This window comes from Epilithonimonas sp. (genome assembly GCF_056329745.1).
The window spans coordinates 91,865-117,417 of sequence record NZ_JBWEYV010000011.1 but is presented as its reverse complement, the minus strand read 5'-3'; the positions used below and the strand labels follow the sequence as shown (position 1 = coordinate 117,417).

Genomic DNA, 25,553 nt, shown 5'->3' with positions numbered 1-25,553 from the left:
TGCTAAAGTCTTTAAAACATAAAAAATGGTCGGAATTTTCTTCCGACCATGACTAGGTTAATCTCCTGCTTTTTCTTTTCTTCGGGGAATAGTTGAGGTTGCAATGATAGGTTGAGGTTTTGAGCCAATGTTTTGATATTGACAATAGCTTCTGCTTTATTTTGAGCAATCAGCATATTGCAACCTTGGCTGTAAATATCTGTAATTTTTCCCGGTAGGGCAAAGACATCTCTGTTGTAACCATTGGCACAGTTGACTGTGGTTACAGAACCACCGCCATATGCCGTTTCCACTACAATAAGATTAGGCGATAAACCTGCTATAATACGATTCCTTTGTAAAAAGTATTCTTTGTTGCCACCATCAAAACTGGCATACTCGGTCATTAGCACGCCGTTGTTTTCCAATATCTTATCCGCTAACCTCTTATTAGCGGCGGGGTAGATGCTGTCTAGGCTCTGTGCAAGTACAGCGATTGTAGGGATGTTGTTTTTAAGAGATTCCTCATGGGCGCAAGTATCTGCTCCCAATGCAAGTCCACTCACGGTGCAAATGGGATTACCTGCTAGCTCGGTTAATAAGTCCTGAATAAATGATTTTCCGTAGGACGTCAATTTTCTGGTGCCAACAATGCTGATTGTATTTTGGATTATGTCAAGATTGCCTTTGTAAAAGAGGAGAACGGGTGCATCGTCACAGTTTTTCAATAATTGAGGGTAGCTATTTTCTCCAATAGAAACTATGCTGATGCCGTGTCTCTCGCAATGAGCAAGTTCTTTTTCTGCGGAGTTGATAAACTCAAGGTTACCAATGTCCTTTATCCTAATTTTCCCGATGCCATCAATGGACATTAGAGTTTTCTGAGAGGCTTGCCATACGTCTTTTGCAGAGCCCAAACTATTGATAAGCTTTCTAAGGTTGGCATTGCCAAGATTTTTGCATTGCCGTAATGCTATGATATACAAATATTCTTCGTAGGACATGATCACTTGGGTTATTACGAAGATAGAAACTATTTTTCATTTTTCCGAATTTCGTCCAGGTAATCCCAAATGCTTTCTTGCTTAAGCTGAGGCAGTTCCTCAAAATCATTAGGGTGGTTTGCAATATAATCTTGCCACAGCTTGTCATCTTTTTCGCTATAGTAGTTGGGGTATTCCCAGATGTATTTAATTTTTTTCTCACCTTGTTTTCGGAAAATCAAAGCCAGCATCAGCCCAGTGATGCTGCCAGAAAGGTGGGACTGCCAGCTGATCCTGCTAGGTTCCTGTAGCTGATAAAAAAATTCTTCGGGAAAAATCCCCCAAATAAGGCTCCCATAGTAGAGTGCTACTACTAATGAAATTGTCATCAACTTTATATCCCAACGTAAAACTCCGCTGAAAAATATAAAGAATGCTAACATGTAAACCAAACCGCTTGCTCCTATGATGCAGCTATAATTCCAATTTCCAGTATGGATGTCTATAGGGGGTAGAAGCCAAACCAAAAGTCCGGAGGCGATCCAACCAATGGTAAAAATCCGCCATGCAATTTTGGGATAAAATTCAAATAACAAAAAGAGGAGAATGGCAATAGGTAACGAATTACTGACAATATGATCTACACTGCCATGCAATAAGGGCGCAAAAAGTACACCTTTCAATCCTTGCGGCATTAGCGGTATAATCGCGCCATCGCAACCACTGAAGAAGCCCATGGCCTGCAAGGCGAAGAAACTCCACATCAGCACAAGCATGGCGATCGGCGCAATAAGGGCTTGGATTCTAATCGATTTCAGTAGCATTATTTTGTTTTCACAATAATGCAGCCAACTTTTTGTGGCGGCAATTTTGTCCGCAAATTCTTTAAGAAAGCGATAATTTGGCGTTAAAGACAGATTTGTAAAATTTTGATTTACTATTTTTGCATCAAATTAGGAATTAATGAAAAAGATATCAGCCCTATTTTTGTTGTGTATATGCTGTATTTTACAAGCTCAGATCACAGACTATCATAAATTGATAGACTCTATAAACCAAAAAAAATGGGACTCCGCAGGAATTGATATGGACAGTTTGGCTAACCCCAGAATCGTTAAAATTAAATCAATCCGCAGAGATACTGTAAAGTTGAATAATAATATTGTGGTAGCGCCCAATGCAGGAGACTCCAGCCCACTGACGCCGTCCTCTATTCTTACACTCCCTACACTTAAGCGTTGGTTTATATTTGGACAGAATAGCCTGGTTTTTAATCAGTCCTCATTTGCTAATTGGTACGCAGGTGGGAACAATAATATTGGGGTAATTGGAAAAATCAACTACAATATTGTTTACAAAAAAGACAGGCACTATCTTGATAATAATATCCAGATGGGTTATGGGTTTGTATCTTCTACGGGGCAATCTACGCGTAAGACAGATGATTATATTAATATACTAACCAATTATGGTTATGAGCTGGCAAAGGATTATTACCTCTCTACAGGGTTCCAATTTCTGTCTCAGTTTACACCTGGTTTTAATTATTCCAATACGCCGGATCCGAGCTATAACGATCGGATTTCGAAATTTATGGCGCCTGCTTATCTTAATATCGGTTTAGGCTTATCTTATAACCCCAACGAAAATTTTCAGGTAATAATGAGGCCAATTAATGGTAAGTTTACGTTTGTGCTGGATAAAAAACTACAGCTCGCAGGAAATTACGGTTTGGATAGGGATGGACAAAGCATGAGATCTGAACTGGGTGCCATGTTGAATGTATTATACAAGATCAAGCTTTTTAAAGATGCCTCCTTTGTCAATCAGATTAATTTTTTCAGCAATTATCTGGAACATTCGGAGCGCGTGGATATTAATTATGCTGCTAGCCTTAATCTTAAATTTAATAAATACATTACGACAGTGGTAAGCCTGGAAATGATGTATGACCACGACCAGATTCAAAAATTGCAACGAAAGCAGACGCTTGGCATCGGTATTATGTACAATCTGGGGTACAAGATGGAGAGAGACAGTAATACAGGCGTTATAAAGCCTTTTATCAACCGATAATAATTTATTAAATATAAAACGATGAAAAAAATTCTATTCTTAAGCAGTACTTTGTTCGCTTTGGTAATGCAGGCTCAGGAACAACCTGTGCAGGATTCTACAAAAGCTTGGTCTATTGTTGGGCAAAATACGCTGATGCTTAACCAATCCGCTTTTTCTAATTGGGTAGCCGGTGGCGCCAACAATATCGGATGGCAGGCTGGTGTCAACTATAACCTCACCTATGAGAAAGGTAAAGATCTTTGGGAAAATATTATTATTCTAGGCTATGGGATGAATAATACCCAAGGTGTGGGCAACAGGAAGACGCAGGATGTTATTAATCTTTCCACCAATTATGGTAGAAGGCTAGCCGAGACCAACTGGTACGTTTCCGGTGGCGCAGGTCTCATCTCCCAGTTTGCACCAGGCTACAGCGACGGAAATAATCCAGATGCTGCCAAAATCTCCAACTTTATGTCGCCGGGTTACCTTAATTTGGGTGTCGGTTTTACATACAAGCCATCCGATAATTTCACTATGACACTAAGACCTGCCAATGCCAGATTTACATTTGTTTTGGATAAAGATCTGCAGTATGCCGGCAATTACGGATTAAAAAATGATGGCGATGCGATGTTGTTCCAGTTCGGTTTTTTGGGAACGGCACAATACAAATTGAAATTGATGGAGAACATCTCTTTAAAAAACAACGCATCGGTTTTTTCAAATTATCTGGATCACCCGGAGCGTCTTGTATTATCTTATAGTGGTATCCTGAATTTGAAAGTCAACAAGTATATCTCTACCAATGTGACATTGGATCTTTTATATGATCATAACCAAATTAAGAAAACCCAGCTCAAACAAACCTTGGGAATTGGATTTGCCTATAACATTGATAATGGCAAAAAAAGATCTGATAACAAACGAAATCAGGAATGGAAATAACAAAAAAAGTGGAACATCGCGTTCCACTTTTTTTATTTTAACCAGCCCATTTCTCCAAAATGTTTTTTGAACTTTTGGATCTTGGGACCAACTACTGCGCTGCAGTAGGGCTGTGTAGGATTGGCATTGTAGTAGCCTTGATGATAAGCTTCTGCAGGCCAGAATTTTTCAAAAGGAACAATTTCGGTTACATATTTGCCATTCCAGTCTTTTCTGGCTTCCGATTCTTTCATAGATTCTTCGGCCTCTTGTTTTTGTTTTTCAGAATGGTAGAAAATAGATGACCTATATTGTGTTCCTACATCATTCCCTTGCCTGTTCAGAGTAGTAGGGTTATGCAGAAACCAAAAAACTTCCAGCAGCTGTTTATAAGTGATGATCTTTGGGTCAAAGGTTATTTCCACCACTTCGGCATGACCTGTGGTTCCGGTGCAAACCTCTTCATAAGTAGGGTTATCCTTATGCCCTCCGGAATATCCAGAGGTAACAGAAGCGACACCTTTTAGCATGTGAAAACAGCTTTCCACACACCAAAAGCAACCGCCTGCCAATGTGGCGTGTTCCAAATTATTTTTATCCATTGTTTGATTGTTTAAAGGTTTTGATTTCTTTTCCTGCCCATTACAATTGATCAGGAAAAAACTTAGAATGATTAATAGATAACGTGTTGTCATTATTCAAAAGAAAAATATTTTTGATCTTCCGGATTGGTGATAGCAAATATTATTCCTATCCAAGAAACAAAATAGAAGGATTAATATATCCATTGTTTGTTGTTCTTTTATATTGTAGCCCTTGACAGCTATGTCTTTTCATCCAATTTATTTATAATTAATTTTAAATTATTTCTAAAAATTTAGAACTGCTTTCTCTTTATTTAATCTGGAAACTGTCGTGGTGTTATCATATTTAACAATCAATGCGAAGACATCATCCAGCGCAAGTTATCTATCCAACTTTGGGTGGTGTTGAGCGTATCGGTTTGTGTATTTGCTGTCCAGATGATTATACCGCTAAGAGCTTGTCCGGCATTAGATAATTCTCCCAGCCACTCTGCATCAGTCAGTAAGCCACTTGCTGTCCGTCCGGCTTTGTAGGGTGACACATATGCATAAATAGGTAGTGATGCGTTTATTGCCCGGTCATTATTAACAACAGCTTGTAGATTTACACGCCATGAGGCATGGTTTGGCCAGCGTTGATACAAGGTTGGAGCAAAGAAATCAAATCCACTTTGTTGATACAATTGTGCTTTGATGTCACGGAATTTGTCGTTGAAGTCGTAGTCGTACATGCCAAGCTTAGCATTGGGATACGCTTCTCGCGCCCATGCGATTAATTGCTTAATCAAGGTAACTTCATTTTTTGCCTGCTCTTCTGAAGTGGCAGAGTCTATTACAATCTTTTCAAAATCAAATGCAATATATTCGCTTGAGCGGAATTGTGACACGTAGCTCGTAAGTACCTTCTTAAATGCCTCTTTATCTGGCACGTTATAGCAATTGTTTGCATCACAAGTTAAATTCCAGACGTCATAGACTGTTGTAAAAGGAACTAATCCTATTTGATCGAAATAACCTGTGTTTTTGTATCTTGTCCCGTTGAAAACCTTAAAACCTTTACTGATCGGGAAAGTGGCAACCTGCCCTTTGGTTAGCGTATTATCCGTATCGGGTGAGCGTGACTGGCTGTCTACGCTGGAACAGCCTGCTGCTGTAACTGCAATTGATAACACTAGTCCGTTTGTAATGAACTTATGCTTCGGTACTGGTACTCTAATAGCAAGAGTACGTAAATAATTTTTGCCCATTACAATTGATCAGGAAAAAACTTAGAATGATTAATAAATCTCTGGTCATTGCACAAAAAATCCTTTGATTTTCTAAGACTAATAGCAAAAATTATTCCCATTAGTAGAAAGGGCAAAGGATTTCTAATATCAATTATTTATTGTTGTTTTCCCATACTAGGGCGCTTGCCCCAAGTATAGCTGCATCGGCTTCATCCAATTCGCTGAAAACTAATTTTACTTTTCCGCGGAAAATAGGAAGCAGATTTCTCTCCATATGTAGTTTGGTAGGTTTTAGCAGGAAGTCACCGGCTTTGATAACGCCTCCAAAAAGCAAAATAGCTTCTGGTGAAGAGAACATCACAAAGTTGGCTAGAGCCTCGCCTAATTTTTGTCCTGTGTAGCGAAAAACCTCGATGGCTGTTGGGTCTTCTTTCAATGCACATTCATAGACTGTTTTGGAGTTGATTTCGTCTTCAGGATATTCATTCAGCATAGAATCCGGAAACTCTGCCCGGAACTTTTTTGCAGTAATGGCAATACCAGTTGCAGAAGCATAAGCCTCTAGACTACCTTCGGATCCTGTACTCCAGTGTTTTCTTCCACCAGGTTTTACAATGGTATGACCCAATTCTCCGGCAAATCCGTCATGGCCATAAATCAAGTTTCCGCCAGCAATAATGCCACTGCCAACGCCTGTCCCCAAAGTGATCATGATGAAATCCCGCATCCCTCTGGCTGCACCAAACATCATCTCACCAAAGGCTGCCGCATTGGCATCATTGGTCATTTTGCAGGGTACACCAAACTTTTTACTCATAAGTTCCGCAAACGGTACAACACCTTTCCAGCGCAGGTTGGGAGCCTGCTCTATAGTCCCTCTGTAATAGTTGGCGTTGGGAGCACCAACCCCTATACCATCTAGGGTTTTATGAGGGGAATATGTTTTGATTAATGGTTCTATATTCTGGTAAAGAGAGTCTATAAAATCCTCAACTTTCTCATACTCATCGGTTTTAATACTCCCTTTGGCAAGGATCTCTCCACGATGGTTAACGAGTCCAAACTTGGTATTGGTCCCGCCTATATCTATTCCCAGGGCAACTTGCCTGGACAAATCTAGTAATGACATGTGGTTTTAAAAATTTCAAAGGCTAAATTTAAAAAAAAATTGAATGTAATATGTATTAAATATTAATCTTAGCTTAATTTTTTATTTCTTCTTCCCCACCAAATCATAAAACCTGTAATAGGCATAGACGCTATTATAAGACTGGTTAAAAAAGCGATGATCTTGGTAGGCAATCCCAATATAGCACCTACATGAATGTCATAATTGGCCGCGACAGCTTTTTCTCCTAGGTTTTTGTCTTTTGGATCATGCGTATGTAATAAATCCCCCGAATTCTCGTCAAAAATTAGGCTGCTGCTTTTGTGATAAGAGTAGGAAAGATGTTTGACATACACTTCATAATGAGGATGCTCGTGATCATCAATGTGGGGATGACCCAAATCCAATGAAAAAGAATATGCATCGGGGTAAAGTTCTATGACTTTGTTTGAAATTTTATCCAAAGTGTGTTCTGTCCTCATTTCTAGAGGTGCCTTAGTAACAATTTTGGAGAAATCGGGATAGGTTGTTTCGCCTCCCGAAAACACCACATATATCATTGCCTGCACTACAAAAAAAGCATAAAACAGTCCTGTAATCGTTAGTATCAATGCAAAAATCGATGAGTAAAAACCAAGGATGTTGTGAAGGTCATAATTCTTCCTTTTCCATTTGGTAGTGTCTTTCCATTGAAATTTGAAACGTTGCTTTCTTGCTGCTTTATTTTTTGGCCACCATAGGATAATTCCAGTTATTAGCATGATCAAAAAGATAATCACCGGAATGCCAACAACGTAAGTCCCCCAATCCTGTTTGAGGAGGAAACTCCAGTGAATGGATTTTACGATGGCAAAAAAACCGTTTTTCTCATCATAAACCTGAAGCACTTTCCCGTTGTAAGGGTTAACGTAAGCCAATTTGTAAATAGGAAATTCATCAAAATAATTCCATTGATCTGGCTGATGCTCGTACCACCAGAACTGATAAGACATTTTTTTATCTATCGGGACGTTTACCCAATGGATCGGGTATTTCTCCTTGGTTTGTCGATTCACCAATTTTTCCAATTGACGGATGGGGATGACCTTTTTTGAGACAATATTAGCCTCATTGTGATAGATGTATTCTTTGCGGGTGACATTTTCTATCTCATCTTTGAAAACATAGAGTGCCCCGGTAATCGAAATAATAAAAATCAGGAACCCAATGGACAGGCCAAACCACAGATGTAGTTTGGCTGACCATTTTTTGAAAAACCCGGGTTTCTTTTTATGGTGGTGTTTCTTTATCATACAGATTATAAAACCAAGTTACAGAAGTTTATTAAAATTTGTAAACAATGGTTCCTAAGAAATTAGCAAGCTTTTGAGGGTTTGCGGTAGAGTAGCCGGTCCAGTAATGTTGATTGGTAAAGTTATCAACTTTTACTCCTATCCTGAATCTTTTGGCGTCGTAAAACGCATTGGCATTCAAAACGAAATATTTAGGTAAAACAAAATCACCTGTCACATTGTTGTCACTAGCGTAGTTACCGCCAAAACCAAAGCCAAGACCTTTAACCATGCCATCAATAAATTGGTAAGCCAAGTTAAAATTGGCATTCCAGAAAGAACCTGCGGTTGTAGGTCTTAAACCGGTGGATTGATCAATTGTATCGTTGTATGCTAAGCCTCCAACTAGTGAAAATCCTTTCACTAAATATGCGTTAACTTCAAGTTCAAATCCTTTGCTGAGCGTAGATCCAGCTTGCTTCTGAACCGCAGAAAAAGCTGGAGTATATTCTCCTGTATATAATAATTGATTTCTTACCTTGATATTATAGTACGAAATTGTTGCGTTGAATCTGTTTTGAAACAGACTGGTTTTGAAACCTCCTTCAAACTGGTTTCCTCTTTGGGGATCTGACAGTGTTGTGTTACCTCCAATATCAGACACATAATAACCGTTGGATTTGAAAGAATTTTGATAATTACCAAAGACAGAAAATTTATCTTTTACAATTTCGTAGGAGATACCTGCTTTAGGAGAAAATGCGGACTGATTGTAAGCCTTTTCCACATTTGGTCCGGACGTACCACCTAGATAATCGTTATTTTCATACCGGATTCCGGCCATAATATGGAGATTGTCTATTGGGGTAAACAAGTTGGATACATACCCGGAATACGTATTTAAATCCCGTATATAGTCCCATTTGGAAACATTGGTAGGTACTGCGTACAAGGAAGCGAGTGCGTTGCCATTCATTCCCGAATAATCTGCACCCGATGCCGCTACCGTATCAAAACTAAAATTCAAATACTTGTAACGCATTCTTTCCGTAGTTCTCATGTAATCAAACCCCACAACTGTTCGGTTTTTCATCCCATTGGAGAAATCGTAATTGAAGTTGAAGTTTTGTTGGATTTGAAACCATGATTTTTTACTTCCTTCGGTAGATTGGTCAGCTCTGGTAACATTGTAAGATGTAGACGTAGGGTTATACGCCACAGAAAAATAGGGATTGTAACCGTCTGAATAAGAATCTGAATTGTTGATATAAGTATTGGAAGTGATGTTATCGTTAAGCTTCCATCTTGCATTTCCAAAAATATTAGAAGTTCTTGCTCTCATGTAGAGATCTTTTCCGGTGAAAGATTCTTTGTAATCCAAGCCTGCAACTCTTTCCAAATCCTTCATATTATCAATGCCATTAAGGGTTTTTGGCGAAAGATAAAAGAAATAAGGATTAGCGGTTACTCGATTGTTGAACAGTTCATAATCCAGATTCAATTGCAGTTTATCAGAAACATTGTAGGTTAAACTCGGTGCAAATGTGGTGTATTGATTTTTAGCATCGGTCTTGGTAAAGTTTCCTTCGTTGGTATAAGCTGTATTGATCCGGAAAAGCAAGTCTTTTGTTATTGGAGCATTCACATCTGCAGTTGCTCTGTAAGTGTTGTAACTACCAGCGGAGGCGGAAACCGCACCAAAGAAATTTTGCTGAGGTTTTTTGGTAACCCTGTTAATAAGTCCGCCATAAGAGGCAACGTTGCTCCCATACAAAGTTCCCACAGGACCTTTCAAAAACTCCAGCCTCTCTATGTTTATTGCATCTATAGTAGATGTAACAGGCGCAACCACTCCGTTTCTAGTAGAGGCTTGCGAAGGAAAACCTCTCAGGACGAAGTAAGATCCTCCATCTCCGGCTCTTCCTGTTGGGTTCCACATTTTTTGTAAGCCGGTAACGTTTCTATACGCATCGTCAACAGTAAAAATGTTTTCATTTTCCAGAATCCCCTTGTCAATTGAAGAGTAAACTTGTGGATTCTCAATAAATTTGACTGGCATTTTGTTAGAAGATTCGGTGTCCAGCTTTTTTACCATTTTATCAATGATAACTTCTTCTATAGTCTTTGAGTTGGTTGAGTCTTTCTTTTGAGCATAGGCAACTGTTGAAATGAGTGCCAAAGCTGATATGATCGTTTTCTTCATTTTTAAGGGAAATATTTCTGCAAATATATTATTTTTAATTGTTCTAAATTAACTATAATTGTGATTTTTATCAGATTATTAAGAATGGTTATAAATAAAAAATCCTGTTGAGTAATCAACAGGATTGTATAATGATATAGGGTAAATCTATGCAGGGATTTCGCCTTTGTACAAGAATGATACAATTTCTTTATTCACCTTGTCAACCATTTCGCTGAACAAGTAAAAAGATTCTTGTTTGTAAATAACCAAAGGATCTTTTTGCTCATAAACAGCACCTTGCGAAGATCTACGCAGGTCATCCATTTCTCTAAGATGCGTTTTCCAATTTTCATCGATGATGGCAAGAGAAATATTCTTTTCAAAATCGGTAATCAGGCTTTCGCACTTGGTATCATGAGCTTCCTTAAGATCGGTTACAATAGTCATTGTCTTGGTTCCGTCTGTAAAAGGAACCTGAATCATCTTGAACATAGAACCCTGGTTAAGGTAAACATTCTCGATAATTGGGAACGCTTTTTCTTTTAACAATTCCAGCCTTTGGTCATAATCTTCTTTTGCTTTTTTAAAAACCAAATCTGTCAACGCCGCCACCTGAGTGCTTGCAAATACAGATTCGCTTACCGGCGCTTCCATCGTAAAGTATTTGATGATATCAAATTCAAAATCTTTATAATTACCGGAAGCTTTGGCTTGGGTTACAATCGCAGCAGCCGTATCGTAGATCATGTTGACGATGTCGTATTTCAAGTGGTCACCAAATAATGCATTCTTTCTTCTTTTATAGATTACATCACGTTGTTTGTTCATCACATCATCGTACTCCAGCAATCTTTTTCTGACCCCGAAGTTGTTTTCCTCCACTTTTTTCTGAGCTCTCTCAATAGACCTGGATATCATAGAATGCTGAATAACCTCACCTTCTTTATGACCCATTCTGTCCATCATTTTAGCGATTCTTTCGGAACCGAAAAGACGCATCAAGTTATCTTCAAGAGATACATAGAATTGGGAACTTCCCGGGTCTCCCTGACGGCCGGCTCTACCTCTCAGCTGTCTGTCTACACGTCTGGAGTCGTGTCTTTCTGTACCAATAATGGCCAAACCGCCGGCATCTTTTACTTCGCCTTTCAGTTTGATATCGGTACCTCTACCTGCCATGTTCGTAGCAATGGTTACAACGCCTGGTCCACCGGCTCCGGCAACAATCTCTGCTTCTTTTTTGTGAAGTTTCGCGTTCAGTACCTGGTGTTGGATTTTTCTTAACTGTAATGCTTTCGAAAGTAATTGGGAAATCTCTACCGAGGTAGTACCCACCAAGACAGGTCGTCCTGCAGAAGTTAATCTCTCGATTTCCTCGATAACGGCATTGTATTTTTCACGATTGGTTTTGTAAACCAAATCCTGTCTGTCATCTCTCTGGATAGGCCTGTTAGTAGGGATTACCACTACATCCAGTTTGTAAATTTGCCAGAATTCTCCAGCTTCGGTTTCCGCAGTACCGGTCATCCCGGCCAGTTTGTTATACATACGGAAATAGTTCTGTAAGGTAATTGTCGCAAAGGTTTGAGTCGCTGCTTCAATTTTTACATTTTCTTTGGCTTCTATCGCTTGGTGTAAGCCGTCAGAATAACGGCGACCTTCCATAATACGGCCAGTTTGCTCATCTACAATTTTTACTTCGCCGTCAATTACCACATATTCATCATCTTTTTCAAACAATGTATATGCTTTTAACAACTGATTCATCGTGTGTACCCGTTCGGATTTCACCGCGAAGTCTCTGTATAAGTCTTCTTTTGCTGCAAACTCATCTTCTTTGGAAAGATTTTTCTTTTCGAGTTCGGCAATTTCTGTAGCGATGTCAGGAAGCACGAAGAATTGTTGGTCCTCGTTACCCGCAGACATATATTCTACACCTTTGTCCGTCAAATCGATTTGATTGTTTTTCTCATCGATGACAAAATAAAGGTCTTTATCTACTTTTGGCATATCACGGTTGTTGTCTGCCATATATTGGCCTTCAACTTTTTGTAATAATGCTCTATTTCCGCTTTCTGAAAGGAACTTGATCAATTGCCTATTTTTAGGAAGACCCCTGTAAGCCTGAAGCAGTTTGAAACCACCTTCTTTGGTATTGCCATTGGCAATAAGTTTTTTGGCTTCGTTAAAGATGGCTGTAACAGTTCTTTTCTGAACTTCTACAATCCTGTCAACAGATGGTTTCAGCACATCAAATTCCTGTCTGTCACCTTGTGGTACGGGCCCGGAGATAATTAATGGCGTTCTTGCATCATCAATCAATACAGAGTCAACCTCATCCACAATGGCAAAGTTCAGTTCACCTTGCACAAGTTCTGATGGATTGGTTACCATGTTGTCTCTCAGGTAGTCGAAACCAAATTCGTTATTGGTTCCGTAAGTAATGCTGGATTGGTAAGCTTTTCTTCTGGAATCGGAGTTAGGCTGGTGAAGATCGATACAGTCAATCGTCAAACCGTGGAATTCGTACAATGGCCCCATCCAAGCCGAGTCCCTTTTGGCAAGGTAGTCGTTAACAGTTACCACGTGTACGCCACGTCCCGGAAGTGCATTAAGATAAATAGGAAGTGTCCCTACCAATGTTTTACCTTCACCGGTTGCCATCTCGGCAATTTTCCCGGAGTGCAATACGGCACCACCAATGAACTGCGTGTCATAATGTACCATGTCCCAAACAACGGGCGTTCCGGCAGCATCCCAAGCGTTTTTCCAGATTGCGGTATCGCCTTCCAAAACTACAAAGTCTTTGGTAGCGGCCAATTCACGGTCTCTGTCGGTTGCAGTTACGCGGATTTCTCCATTTTGGGCTAAACGGCGCGATGTTTCCTTCACCAAAGCAAAAGCCTCAGGCAGGATTTCGTTAAGGACTTTTTCTTCTACCTCGTAAGATTCTTTTTTAAGACCTTCGATTTTGTTGAAGAGAGCCTCTTTTTCATCTACATTACTAGAGTTTTTTATCTGCTCGTTAACCTGTTCTATTTGGGTTGTAAATTTGGCAGCTGCAGTTTTTATTTTTTCTTTAAACTCTGCAGTTTTATCTCTCAATCCGTCATCTGTCAAAGATTGGATATTAGGTTCTGCTGCTTTTATCTTTGCGACAACTTTTTTTACTTCTTTTAAATCTTTTGCATTTTTGTCTCCCAAAAAACTTTTAAGAACGGTGTTTAAAAAACTCATTTATTCAGCTTTTGGCAATTAACAGTGGCTAATTGCATTAATAATTATTTTAAAAGCCGATAGCAAGAAGCCATCAGCCAATTGCTATCTTAATATTCGTCTTCGTTCCAAAGGAAATCTTCGTCCGTTGGATAGTCTGACCATACTTCTTCTATAGAATCATAGATCTCACCTTCATCCTCAATGGCCTGAAGATTTTCCACAACCTCCATAGGAGCGCCTGTTCTGATGGCGTAATCGATCAACTCTGCCTTGGTCATCGGCCAAGGTGCATCACTTAAATAGGAAGCTAATTCTAATGTCCAATACATAATTAAATTTTTTGCAAAAGTAAAAAATTAGGTGATATTTTATATATTTTTCTACTGATTTTCAATAATATTTAAAAATAATCTGATGATTTATTTTAGATGCTATTATCCCATCACAGTATTAATCCCGATTTGCCAAAAACCATTCCACAAATTTTTTTATGCCATTTTGGAAGTTGGTGGCAGGATTATAGCCCAGCAGCGTCTTGGCTTTTTGGATGTCTGCATTGGTTTTCAGCACATCGCCGGGCTGCATTGGCAGTGTTTTTTTGATAGCGGTCTTTCCGAGTGTTTTTTCAATCGTAGAAACCATTTCATTCAATGTAACCACTTCACTTTCACCCAGATTGATGATTTCGTAAACATGATCGTGTGTTTGCAGGTATTGAGCAGATTGTAATATGCCGTCTACAATATCATCGATGTAGGTATAGTCACGGGCTGTGGAACCATCGCCGTAGAAAGGGATTTCCTGTCCATCTGCGATAAGTTTTGCGAATTTGTGAATCGCAAGATCCGGCCGCTGCCTAGGCCCATAAACGGTAAAAAACCGAAGCTGGATCATATCGATATGATAAAGATGGTGGTACACATGGCCTAATATTTCGCCCGATTTTTTGGTAGCAGCATAAGGCGAAATAGGATTGTCAACATTATCGGTTTCGGCAAAAGGTGTTTTGTCATTATTCCCGTAAACGCTTGATGAAGAGGCGCAAATGAATTTTTTTATACCAAATTCTTTACACAGCTCCCAAAGGTTCATCGTTCCACGGATATTGACGGCTTCATAATCCAAGGGACGCTCTATAGAAGGCCGTACACCGGCTAATGCCGCCAGATGGATGACCATATCGATAGGGTTATTTTGAAAAATGGTTTCCAAACCGGTTTTATCCTTAATATCTTGGTTGTGTAATTGGTAATTATCTGATTTTGTTTTGATTATAAGATTTTTGATGTCTGTTTCTTTGCTATCAAAACTAAACTCGGAATGCACTGTTGCGGCAAGTGTATTTTTAACTTTGATCTTGTAATCGTAAAAATCATCAAAGTTATCGATGTTGATGACAGAATGTCCATTTTTTAAAAGTTGTTCTGTCAGGTGAGAGCCAATAAACCCGCTTCCTCCGGTAACAAGATAATTCATAATTTGTATTGTATCGCGAAGATAAGCATTAAAGAAAAAAGTCTTTTATTTTCTATGGTTTTTTTGGTTTCAATAGTTCTATTGTCTACTTTTATTGACCAATAAAAAATCTATCTCATGCAGTTTGCAGGTCAAATTCTCAAAATGACAACTCAAAATGGGCAGCCCATCCAATATTATCTCAATCTTAAAAATGATCTGATTAATATGAATCAGCTTTTTGGAAAAAAGCTTCATATCCGGCATGTCGGCTACGAGTGTGTGAATTGTGGGAGCGATGAAAAGATTTACCGCATGGGTTTTTGTAAAAAATGTTTTTTTGAAAGTCCGTACGCCAGTAATACCATCATTCGCCCGGAGCTTTCTACGGCGCATCTTGGGATTGCCGAGCGAGACTTGGAGGTAGAAAAGGAAATTCAGTTGGTACCGCATATTGTTTACCTTGCTTACACGGGAGATGTCAAAGTAGGTGTTACACGGGTACATCAGATCCCTACGCGATGGATAGATCAGGGAGCTACTTTTGCGCTGCCCATTGCCGTAACAGACAACCGATACGAAGCCGGGATGATTGAGGTAGAACTGAAAAACCACATGCCAGACAAAACCAATCCCAAAAAAATGCTGCAGGATGACTACGAAGATACGCTGGATCTGATTGATTTCCGTAATAAAGTTGCTGAGTATTTCCCTAATGAATTCAAGAAATTTGCTGTCAGCGATGAGAATGTGGTGAAGTTGGATTATCCTTATGAGAAACCTGAAAAAATTAATGTGTTTACACTAGACAAAAAACCCGAATTCAGTGGAGTACTGAATGGGATCAAAGGCCAGTATCTGTCATTTGAAGGGGGCGATTTTATCAACGTCCGCGGGCATGAAGGTTATGTAATAGAATTGACGGTGTAAATTTGGAACGGTTTTTAGTCCTCTGTTCATAATTATAATACGGATGAAAAAATCGTTAAAAATACCACTGATTGTTGCTGTTTCTCTACTGGGATTGTTTCTGATTATCAATATTGGCTTTAGCCTTTGGCTGAAATACCAACTTCCTGGTTATCTTAAAAATAAAACGCCATACGAGATCAGTTACAGGACGCTTAATGTATCAATTTTAAGTGGTGGAATTACGGCAGATGATGTTATTATAAAAACCAAAGAGCCCAACGACTACAATGTTTTAGAACTGGATGGTACACTGCAACATTTGGAAATCAGCAGGCTCGGACTGGTTCAGCTGCTCAAAAATAAAAAGGTTGATGCTAGGGTTGTTGAGCTTAAAAAACCTAATCTAAGGATAAGGCTGGCACGCCCAAACAAGGATAAAGCGGAGAATGATCCAATGCCATTCATCGTCAGTAACATCAGAATAGAGAATGGTAGTATCAACATTCAGAAGGCAGATAATTTCCAAGTGTTTTTTGCTAAAAATCTGGATCTTGATGTCAAAAATCTTGTACTCAATCAAAATGCTGAAGACCTTCCTTTTTCGTTGGATGGTTTAACTATTAATGCCAAAGAACTGTACGCCGGCATCAGTCCGGTATATGCTTTTTCTGCGGCTCAAATAAATACTAATGGCGAAAAACTGCAAATTAAAGGTTTTGAACTGAAACCTGTCATCAATTTCAAATCATGGGAAAATCAATTCAAAAATCAAAAAAGCCTGTTTCAGGTCAAGGGTCAACTGATGACTTTTTCCAATTTGGCTTTTGGTAAAAATAAAATCAATCTTAAAAACCTTCAGATAACTTCTCCGGATATTGTCGTCAGGAATAGAGATCAGGTGGTTAAAAAAAATCCAACCAAAAAGAACAATCTTAACCTGAATCTTGAGAATTTTGACCTTGTTAATGGAGGTATTTCTGTTTTCAAAGCTAATGGGGAAAAATCTATTTCGGTGGCAGAACTCAACGCCAATGTCAGTCATTTTTTAATGAACCAAGAAACTTCCAAAAACAAATTTCCATTTACTTATCAGGATTATAAGATAAGCGGGAAACAGTTTTTTTATGATGCTGGGCCGTATTATCATTTGACTTTATCGGCGTTTGACCTTACGCCAGCCAATGTTGATTTGCAATATTTTGCCATGAAACCAAAAGTAACACGCAACGAGTTTGTGAAAATGATCCCGATGGAAAATGACCTATTTAATCTATCGGCTAATCGTGTGCAGTTATCGGGCTTGCAATGGAAATTTAAAAGGGATCAGCCAGATGTTATGATTAAGAATGCAAAGTTTTCCCGTGTGGATGCCAATATTTTCCGAAGCAAAATCCCAAAGGATAATCCCAAAGAAAAACCATTGTACTCCAAATTGTTGAGGTCAATTAAATTTCCTCTGGTGGTGGAAAACCTCAATCTAGTCCAGTCAAAACTGGTATATGAGGAAGATAAGCCGGATACCAACGGTCCTGGTAAAGTGATATTTACAGATTTCAATATGAATGTTAAAAACCTGAATTCTAACAAGGAAAAAGGTGCACCAACAAAGGTTCCGATTGCTATTAATTGCAGGTTTATGGATGCATCGCCAATGAAGGTGAACTGGGATTTTGATACGGCCAACATGCGGGATGATTTCACAATTAGGGGTTTTATCGGGAAACTTCCTGCTGAGGACATTACGCCATTTATAAAACCTTATATGAACATTACGGCTACGGGAACAATAACCAGTTTGGCTTTTGATTTCAAAGGGAATAATGACAGGATGATGGGCAAATTCCGAATCAAACATCAGGATCTTAAAGTCAACCTGTTGGATAAAGATACAAAAAAGAAGAAAAACATTTTGTCGGCCGTTGCCAACCTACTCGTAAAAAAAGATTCTGAAAAATTCCCCGAATCTGTGGATGTAGATGTGGAGCGCAACAAGCAACGATCCTTCTTCAATTATTATTGGAAAGGTATAGAAGATGGTCTTAAAAAGACCTTGCTTGTTATCAAAGTTAGTTGATAAAAGAGGAATTAGAAATCAAATTCCTCTTTTTCTTCTGTTGGGATGGCTTTTAGGAATTCATCAAATTCCGGTCCGTCATAATTACTGGCTGCGCCATAGGAATCGATAATCATGGCCTTGTTGCCGTAAAAATCTTCTACCAAGTAAAGTGCCATATTATCATCTGGATCACTAGCTCCTTCGAACCGATAAACGCGAATTATTTTAAGATCTTGGGCATTATAGGATTTTCCAGTTCCAGAAACAACAAATTTTTTATGACTGTTCATCCTGATTTCGTCCGTAATTCCTTTTTCTCTCAGTTTTTCCATGACCTGAGATAGGGTAAGCATTGGTTTGGGTGTCATAATAATATTTTTGATTGATGTTACTTATCCAACAAATCATGCACCAAACACAAAAGACCTTGCAAAGAATGCAAAGTCTTAAAAAAATAAAAGTTATGAAAAATTAAATCATCCCTCTCTTCTTCACAGATTAGGAAAATTATTTGTTAACCTTGTAACGCTTGTCTGGTGTCCCATCTTTTTTCAGCGTTTTTGCGGCTTTGTATCGTTTATCTGGCGTCCCATCTTTTTTGAGTTTAACCTCAGCCTTGGCTGCTGTTTTCTCCATTTTGGCCTCTGCTTTTTTAGCTTGTTTTTCTGTTTTTTTAGCTTGTTTTTGAGCAACTACAGGTGCTGCAGTTTGAGCAGATGCAAGGCCAAGGCCCAAAGTAAGCATCAATGCTGTTAATAAATTTTTCATATCAGTCTGATTTGTAATGTTTGATGAAGCAAATTTATTCTAAAATTTGAAAAAACTAAAATTTAAATTGATTTTAACCAGAAATTATAACAACTTAAAAAGGGCTTAAAAATTAAACCGGTACGCCAAGCTGAAATTAAGGAGTGTAGCTTTTGAATAATAATTGGCAATTGCAGAGTTTTGATTACCAATTTTTGCATTGTAAAAATTAAGCCTTGTCCCAAAAACTACTTGCTGAAAACCTTCTGTGTCTATTGTATAAACACCCTTTGCCCCAAAATGAACACCGCCATTACCTTCATCAAAACTTCCTGACCCTGCAAGATAAGGGCTTTTCATCCTATAGGTACTGTAGCCGGCAAGTGCTTCTATAAAGAATTGATCGCTGATCTCATTTTTCCTGAAAATATACCAATCAAAGTTATTCATAGATGGAGCACCGAGATAACCAAACAAACCGGGATCCTTAATGTTGGCCAAAAAATAAGTGTACTCTACACCCAGTCCAAAATTTTTATAAAGGTTGGCATTGACACCCAGTCCAAATCCATAGAAATAACCCAAGGATTCTTTTAGAAAATTATGACCCAAGGCAGTCATGATTTTGAAATGTGGATCCACGGAAAATCGGACATTCTCTGTCCAATCCTGCTTTCTTTTTTGGGAGAATGCCAACATCGAAATTGATAAGAGAAAAGCCGTACAGTGTTTTCTCATTATTTCAGTTCAATATTATTAAAAATAACATAGGTGATACCATCGGGGATTTCTATTGCCAAAGAATCAGCGGAGATTTGGCAGCCTTTCGTGTCGGTAGAGAAAGATTTGATTTTATAATTCTTGAGTTGCAGCTGATAAGTGCCTTTGTCATACGGGCCAGCCAGAACAAAGTTGCCGTTGTCCTTTGGGTAAGTCTCCGCAATAATTTTTTTGTCTTTTATAAGATGGATGGGATCCTGGAGAAATTTGGCGTCGGAATAAGTGATTTTACCTTCGGCATAGGTACGGAAAATCTGCGTGTCGTCATCTTTGCACTGCATTGTCATCAGAGATAACAATGTTAGCAGAAGACCTTTTTTTAAAACAGATTTCAACTTAAATAATTTTATGATGCAAAATTAGCATTTTTAGAATAAGAACAAAAAATCCCGTCTCTATTAAAGAAACGGGATTTGTGTTAAAATTTTGTGTATTACCTGGTACAGTTTGCAGTCCAAGTTTTGCCGTCTTTAAGATAAGCAATTTTGAGTGTATTGTTATCAATTCTAATGTAAGCGGTGTCATTAGCTCCCACACTTACAAGAATGTTATCACCTTTTTTCTCAAACTCAACACCATTAATATTAGGGATGTTGTCGGAGAACGCAAAGTTATATTTTGTACCGCTTGCGATTTTGGTTACAAAAACACTACCGTTATCAACATTTTTTGTTGTAGATCCGTCATAATAGCTAATCTTGCCTTTGTAAGTTCCGGCAAAGAAATCGTTGTCTACAGGGTCATCATCTTTCGAGCACGAAGTGATTGACAATAGCGCAAAAGCAAATAGGAATGCGCCTAAAATTTTGAATACATTTTTCATAATAATTTTATTTTTTACTCAATGGCAAGTTTCAAACACTGTGCCAACAAAAATGCTGCAGGTCTTAACTAAGCTTTTAGGTTAGCGGGATGGACTTTTTAATTAATTGTAAAAAATGATGTAAATTTGCAATGCAATACGGTTCCGAAAATATTCTCGGGATCGCTTTTGCGTTTGTATTGATAACCAAAAATCACCTTGTTTACTTGGTGTATATTTTACAGGATGGAATTAAAAAAAATCAGTCAAAATCTTCTGCCGGATTTTTTACAAAAAGAATTTGGACATGAGATTTTTTCACAAATAACCAATCATCATAATATTGCTGTGAGAGGCAGCGCCGGATCTGCGGTTTCAATTTTTGCGGCAGAATTATTCCTTACCCGAAAAAAAACGGTGCTTTACCTGCTTGACGGCAAGGAGGAGGCTCTCTATGCCAATGCAGAGATGGAGGATCTTTTGGGCAAAGACAATGTTCTTTATTTTCCCGCTACTCACCTGGAGCCGTACGAGGTAGAAAAGACTCAAAACGCCAACTTGGTCTTGCGCACCGAAGCAATTAACAAAATCAACGCGGGAAAATCTCCGAAGATGATTGTTGCATTTGTAGGGGCATTGGCGGAAAAAGTTCTGAAAAAAGAAGACTTTACAGCCATTTCCCACCATATCAAAGTGGGCGATCAGCTGGACTTTGATTTTGTGGACGAACTCCTGAATCATTACCAGTTCAACCAGACAGATTTTGTGTCCGAGCCGGGAGAATTCTCTGTGCGTGGCGGGATTGTGGATGTTTTTTCTTTTTCTAATGAGAAGCCTTACAGGATTACGTTTTTTGGGAACGAAGTAGAGAGTATCAAAACGTTTGATATAGAAACACAGCTCTCGGTTGACAAAATTGAGGACTTTCAGCTAGTGTCCAATATGAATTTTTCTGTTGCAGGCAGCAAGGTTCCGCTGTTTGACATTCTTGCGGCGGACAGTTTTGTGGTTTCACAAAATCTCGATCTAGGATTCAGTAAAATTAATACGTTTTACGAAAAATCCTTGGAAAAATTTGAAACCCTTAGCAAGGATATCAAGCACAGGACACCGCAGGAGCTATTTGTTTCGGAAGATGAATTTTCAGAAGGTATTGGAAAATTCAAAACCATTGACTTCAGCCCGCAATCTCTAAAGCTAAGCAACCCTAAAACCGTGGAACTCAACCAAACGCAACAACCGAGTTTCCACAAAAATTTCCAGTTGCTGATAGAAGATCTCGAAGGCAAGCAAAATCAGGGCTTCGATACTTGGATTTCTTTTTCTACAGAAAAGCAAAAAGAACGGCTGCAATCAATCTTTGAAGAGCTGGAACATGAGTTGCCTTTTAAGAGTTTCAAGTCCGAGTTGCACGGCGGCTTTGTAGATCTGGACAATAAAATATTGGTTTATACAGACCACCAGATCTTCGATCGTTACCAGCGTTACCAGGCCAAAAATACCTTTGCCAAATCTGAGCAACTGACGCTGAAAGACTTGATGTCTTTGAAAGTTGGAGATTACATTGCCCATATCGATCACGGTATCGGGAAATTTATGGGCTTGGTAAAGGTTAATAATGATGGCAAAATTCAGGAATGTTTCAAATTGTCGTACAAGAATGGCGACCTGTTGTATGTAAGCATCCATTCCCTTCATAAAATATCTAAATATAATGGCCCCGACGGTAAAGAAATTGTGCTAAGCAAACTCGGCTCCCCGGCGTGGAAATCTTTGAAACAGAAGACTAAAGCCAAAGTCAAACAGATTGCTTTTGACCTTATAAAACTATATGCTCAAAGAAAAACGGCCAAAGGATTCCAGTATTCCCCAGATTCTTATCTGCAAAATGAGTTGGAGGCCAGTTTTCTTTATGAGGATACACCCGACCAGGAAAAGGCCACTGTGGATGTGAAAAAAGATATGGAAGCCGAAGGTGTGATGGATCGTTTGATATGTGGCGATGTAGGTTTTGGTAAAACCGAGGTAGCTATTCGGGCTGCTTTCAAGGCGGCAACGGATGGCAAGCAGGTAGCGATTCTGGTGCCTACAACTATTTTGGCATTCCAGCATTACCGCAGTTTCAAAGAAAGGCTGAAGGATTTCCCGGTCAATATTTCTTACTTAAACAGGTTCCGGACTGCAAAACAAAAATCCGAAACTTTGGCAGGCCTCAAAGACGGCAAAATCGATATTGTAATTGGGACACACCAGTTGGTGTCGGATAAAGTAAAGTTTAAGGATCTTGGACTATTAATCATTGATGAAGAACACAAATTTGGGGTTTCTGTAAAAGATAAGCTCAAAACAATGAAGACCAACGTGGATACGCTGACGCTGACGGCAACGCCTATCCCAAGGACGTTACAGTTTTCATTGATGGCGGCGCGCGACCTTTCGGTGATCAAAACACCACCGCCCAACAGGCAACCAGTGGATACCAGCATTATCGGCTTTAGTGAAGAAATCATAAGAGATGCCGTTTCTTATGAATTGCAAAGGGACGGGCAGGTTTATTTCATCAATAACAGGGTTGAAAACCTGAAAGACATTGCCGGGTTAATCCAGAGATTGGTTCCTGATGCCAAAGTGATAACAGGTCACGGCCAGATGGATGGCAAGCAACTGGAGCAGAATGTCCTGGATTTTATGGATGGCAAGTACGACGTCTTGGTATCTACAACTATCGTGGAAAGTGGTGTGGATGTGCCAAATGCTAACACGATTTTTATCAATGATGCCCAACGTTTTGGGATGGCCGACCTTCACCAGATGCGCGGAAGAGTGGGGCGAAGCAACCGCAAGGCCTTCTGCTACCTCATTACGCCGCCTTTTGATATGATGACATCAGATGCGCGCAAACGTTTGGAAGCAATCGAACAATTTTCGGATTTGGGAAGTGGTTTCCAAATTGCGATGAAGGATTTGGAGATCCGCGGAGCCGGCGATCTCTTGGGTGGCGAACAAAGTGGATTTATCAACGAAATGGGATTTGAGACTTATCAAAAACTGATGCAGGAAGCATTGGAAGAGCTGAAAGATGATCAAGATTTTGAAAATCTTTTTGAGAATGAGGAAGAACGTCAAAAACTCTTTAACTCTGTAAAAGATGTGAATATAGATACCGATCTGGAGCTGATGTTGCCGGATTCTTACGTATCCAGTACCGAGGAAAGGCTGATGCTCTACCAGAAATTGGCTGATATTAATACCCCGAAAGACCTTCATCAGTTTGAGAATGAGTTGACAGATCGTTTTGGTAAATTGCCGGAAGAGGCTGTAAATCTGTTGAAGTCCGTTGAGCTTAAGTGGCTGGCTGCAGATATTGGTTTTGATAAGCTGGTGGTTAAGAACCATGTTTTTCTGGGTTACTTTCCTGCCAATCCACAGGATAAATTTTACCAGAGTGAGAAGTTCAAAAAAATCATTTCATATCTTACACAAAATCCATCAGAAGCTACACTGAAAGAAAAAAATAACCAGCTGATGATGCGGAAAAATCATGTCAAAAATGTGGATGAGGTGAATTTGGTTTTATCAAAAATTTTGAAGTAAGATCTTTTTTTTAAGAATTAGTTCTAATGATTCATCCATTCTCATAAAAGTCCAAAAATAGGAGACGAATGTTTGTATATTAATTTTATAAAAATTTGATATACAGTGACTAATGGTAATTTTTAATTGGTTTTATTTACAGAAATCATTACAGATTACATACTATTTCTGTGAATAGTAAACGGTTTCTTTGCAACATCAATTTTAAAATTTTATTATTATGTTGCAAAATGTATTTTTTGGAAAAAGATGGCAATCATTAGTTAGTTTATTGATGTTTTTGCTGGCCGTTATGGCTAATGCCCAATGTTCTTTAACGGGCTGGAAAAAAGTGGAACAAGGGGAAAATTTCAGTATTGCATTGAAAGAAGACGGAACGCTATGGTTTTGGGGATTGAGTACTTATGGTTTAGGAAATGGAGTGGGTAATTCAGAGGAAATTAAACACCCTGTTCAGATTGGCTCAGCAAATGATTGGAAAGATTTGTCTGTAGGAAGTTCTTTTGCTTTAGCCCAAAAAAATAATGGGGATCTTTATGCATGGGGAAATAATGGCTATGGGCAGTTTGGGCTTGGAAACCAAACCGACCTTTACGTGCCTACGATAATCCAGCAAAATGTAAAAGCTTTTTCGGCTGGGGATATTCATACCATGATTATTAAGGCAGATGGTACCATGTGGGGGACAGGCTACAATGACTGGAGTGGCCTAGGAGTAGGAACAAGTAATGCATATTACACGTCTTGGCAGCAAGAGGTTACCAAAGGAACAGACTGGGCATCTGTATTAGCTACACATTGGAATTCTTATGGTATCAAAGTAAACGGGACTTTATGGTCCGCAGGGAGCGATTGGGAAGGTCAGACAGGTTTAGGCCATCCGGGCGCTACAGAAACTGACACTTTTACGCAGATAGGAACAGATACAAATTGGAAAAAAGTAGTAGGAGGTGCATACCACGTTTTGGGGCTTAAGTCCAACGGCGAATTATGGACCTGGGGGCACAATAATAATGGTAGATTGGGAATTGGCACTACTGGAAATATCTACCGCACACCACAGCAAGTTGTAGGGACAGATTGGTCTTCTATTGGTGCCACAAAAGAAGCTTCTTCTGCTACAAAAACCGACGGATCTTTATGGACTTGGGGATATAATTCAAACGGTAAATTAGGTATTGGAACAACTACAGACGTTAATGTTCCTACAAGAGTTGGAACTGGGACTGATTGGAAATATATTCCGCAAAGATCAGGTGCAAACTCATCCGCGGGTATCAAAACAGATGGCTCATTATGGTCTTGGGGCTGGGATGGTTATTGGCAGTTAGGAAATAACGACGGTACACAAACTAGTAGCAGTGCCCCAACTCAGGTCACATGTACTGACAATCAATTGGCTGTAAACGATGTTGCGTCCACTTCAAAAATTGCCATTTATCCAAATCCCGCGAAGGATATGATTCAGATAAAATCACATCAGAAATCCGAAGAGGTTAAAATCTATTCTGCAAACGGAACTTTGGTAAAATCTGCTACAGTAGAAAATAGTATGTCTCTTAACATTTCTGATCTCCCGGCTGGAGTATATTTCCTTAAAACTCAAAACGATTTGAAGGGAATTAAACTAATTAAGAAATAAAGTTTTTTGTATTTTTAATAAA

21 protein-coding genes are annotated in these 25,553 nt (G+C 39.0%); 6 read left to right on the top strand and 15 right to left on the bottom strand.

Going from position 1 to position 25,553, the window contains the following annotated elements; all coding sequences use genetic code 11:
• Positions 1-11 precede the first annotated feature (11 nt).
• Positions 12-983 carry a DNA-processing protein DprA gene (dprA, locus tag AC00Y6_RS09670; RefSeq protein WP_474490415.1) on the bottom strand — a complete coding sequence of 324 codons (972 nt, stop codon included), beginning with the start codon at positions 981-983 and terminating at the stop codon, positions 12-14.
• 29 nt (positions 984-1,012) lie between these two features.
• Positions 1,013-1,786, bottom strand: a complete 774-nt coding sequence (locus AC00Y6_RS09665) for a rhomboid family intramembrane serine protease (RefSeq protein ID WP_474490414.1) — start codon at positions 1,784-1,786, stop codon at positions 1,013-1,015.
• A gap of 139 nt (positions 1,787-1,925) precedes the next feature.
• Between AC00Y6_RS09665 and AC00Y6_RS09660 the strand changes: the two genes are divergently transcribed.
• A complete protein-coding gene (locus AC00Y6_RS09660) occupies positions 1,926-3,038 on the top strand; it encodes a DUF3078 domain-containing protein (RefSeq protein ID WP_474490413.1) in 1,113 nt (370 codons plus the stop codon).
• Positions 3,039-3,059: 21 nt separating this feature from the next.
• Positions 3,060-3,968 (top strand): DUF3078 domain-containing protein, encoded by a 909-nt coding sequence (locus tag AC00Y6_RS09655; protein ID WP_474490412.1) that lies wholly within the window; start codon positions 3,060-3,062, stop codon positions 3,966-3,968.
• Between the two features lie 32 nt (positions 3,969-4,000).
• Here AC00Y6_RS09655 and msrA read toward each other — a convergent pair whose 3' ends face one another.
• The 8 genes from msrA to AC00Y6_RS09615 form a co-directional block, all read right to left on the bottom strand.
• Positions 4,001-4,549 (bottom strand): peptide-methionine (S)-S-oxide reductase MsrA, encoded by a 549-nt coding sequence (gene msrA / locus AC00Y6_RS09650; protein ID WP_474490411.1) that lies wholly within the window; start codon positions 4,547-4,549, stop codon positions 4,001-4,003.
• 335 nt (positions 4,550-4,884) lie between these two features.
• Positions 4,885-5,778 carry a hypothetical protein gene (locus AC00Y6_RS09645; protein WP_474490410.1) on the bottom strand — a complete coding sequence of 298 codons (894 nt, stop codon included), beginning with the start codon at positions 5,776-5,778 and terminating at the stop codon, positions 4,885-4,887.
• Positions 5,779-5,911: 133 nt separating this feature from the next.
• The gene (locus AC00Y6_RS09640) at positions 5,912-6,889 is read right to left on the bottom strand and encodes an ROK family protein (RefSeq protein WP_474490409.1); all 978 of its coding nucleotides are present in this window, start codon (positions 6,887-6,889) and stop codon (positions 5,912-5,914) included.
• Positions 6,890-6,957: 68 nt separating this feature from the next.
• The gene (locus tag AC00Y6_RS09635) at positions 6,958-8,160 is read right to left on the bottom strand and encodes a PepSY-associated TM helix domain-containing protein (RefSeq protein ID WP_474490408.1); all 1,203 of its coding nucleotides are present in this window, start codon (positions 8,158-8,160) and stop codon (positions 6,958-6,960) included.
• 31 nt (positions 8,161-8,191) lie between these two features.
• Complete coding sequence (locus AC00Y6_RS09630; protein WP_474490407.1) at positions 8,192-10,342, bottom strand: TonB-dependent siderophore receptor; 2,151 nt, start codon at positions 10,340-10,342, stop codon at positions 8,192-8,194.
• Positions 10,343-10,489: 147 nt separating this feature from the next.
• On the bottom strand, positions 10,490-13,561 hold the full coding sequence (secA, locus tag AC00Y6_RS09625) for a preprotein translocase subunit SecA (RefSeq protein WP_474490406.1): 3,072 nt from the start codon (positions 13,559-13,561) through the stop codon (positions 10,490-10,492).
• An 89-nt stretch (positions 13,562-13,650) separates the two neighbouring features.
• Positions 13,651-13,872, bottom strand: coding sequence for a DUF2795 domain-containing protein (locus AC00Y6_RS09620; protein WP_072997379.1), 222 nt, complete (start codon positions 13,870-13,872; stop codon positions 13,651-13,653).
• A gap of 121 nt (positions 13,873-13,993) precedes the next feature.
• Complete coding sequence (locus AC00Y6_RS09615) at positions 13,994-15,019, bottom strand: GDP-mannose 4,6-dehydratase (protein WP_474490405.1); 1,026 nt, start codon at positions 15,017-15,019, stop codon at positions 13,994-13,996.
• A 117-nt stretch (positions 15,020-15,136) separates the two neighbouring features.
• Here AC00Y6_RS09615 and AC00Y6_RS09610 point away from each other — a divergent pair, with 117 nt between their 5' ends.
• Positions 15,137-15,928, top strand: coding sequence for a DUF2797 domain-containing protein (locus AC00Y6_RS09610; RefSeq protein WP_474490404.1), 792 nt, complete (start codon positions 15,137-15,139; stop codon positions 15,926-15,928).
• A 43-nt stretch (positions 15,929-15,971) separates the two neighbouring features.
• A complete protein-coding gene (locus AC00Y6_RS09605) occupies positions 15,972-17,984 on the top strand; it encodes an AsmA family protein (protein ID WP_474490403.1) in 2,013 nt (670 codons plus the stop codon).
• Positions 17,985-17,995: 11 nt separating this feature from the next.
• Here AC00Y6_RS09605 and AC00Y6_RS09600 read toward each other — a convergent pair whose 3' ends face one another.
• The 5 genes from AC00Y6_RS09600 to AC00Y6_RS09580 all read right to left on the bottom strand — a co-directional run bounded on the left by AC00Y6_RS09600 (position 17,996) and on the right by AC00Y6_RS09580 (position 20,316).
• Positions 17,996-18,334: a hypothetical protein gene (locus AC00Y6_RS09600; RefSeq protein ID WP_474490402.1), complete on the bottom strand. Its 339-nt coding sequence runs from the start codon at positions 18,332-18,334 to the stop codon at positions 17,996-17,998.
• A gap of 139 nt (positions 18,335-18,473) precedes the next feature.
• On the bottom strand, positions 18,474-18,734 hold the full coding sequence (locus AC00Y6_RS09595) for a hypothetical protein (RefSeq protein ID WP_474490401.1): 261 nt from the start codon (positions 18,732-18,734) through the stop codon (positions 18,474-18,476).
• Between the two features lie 105 nt (positions 18,735-18,839).
• Entirely contained in the window at positions 18,840-19,451 is a 612-nt protein-coding gene (locus AC00Y6_RS09590) for a hypothetical protein (RefSeq protein WP_474490400.1), read from the bottom strand.
• Positions 19,451-19,828, bottom strand: a complete 378-nt coding sequence (locus AC00Y6_RS09585; RefSeq protein WP_474490399.1) for a hypothetical protein — start codon at positions 19,826-19,828, stop codon at positions 19,451-19,453. Before AC00Y6_RS09585 ends, AC00Y6_RS09590 begins: the two co-directional genes overlap by 1 nt.
• Positions 19,829-19,926: 98 nt before the next feature.
• Entirely contained in the window at positions 19,927-20,316 is a 390-nt protein-coding gene (locus AC00Y6_RS09580) for a hypothetical protein (protein ID WP_474490398.1), read from the bottom strand.
• A gap of 225 nt (positions 20,317-20,541) precedes the next feature.
• Here AC00Y6_RS09580 and mfd point away from each other — a divergent pair, with 225 nt between their 5' ends.
• Both mfd and AC00Y6_RS09570 read left to right on the top strand, forming a co-directional pair.
• Positions 20,542-23,889 carry a transcription-repair coupling factor gene (mfd, locus tag AC00Y6_RS09575; protein WP_474490397.1) on the top strand — a complete coding sequence of 1,116 codons (3,348 nt, stop codon included), beginning with the start codon at positions 20,542-20,544 and terminating at the stop codon, positions 23,887-23,889.
• Positions 23,890-24,109: 220 nt separating this feature from the next.
• Positions 24,110-25,531 (top strand): T9SS type A sorting domain-containing protein, encoded by a 1,422-nt coding sequence (locus AC00Y6_RS09570; RefSeq protein ID WP_474490396.1) that lies wholly within the window; start codon positions 24,110-24,112, stop codon positions 25,529-25,531.
• Positions 25,532-25,553 lie beyond the last annotated feature (22 nt).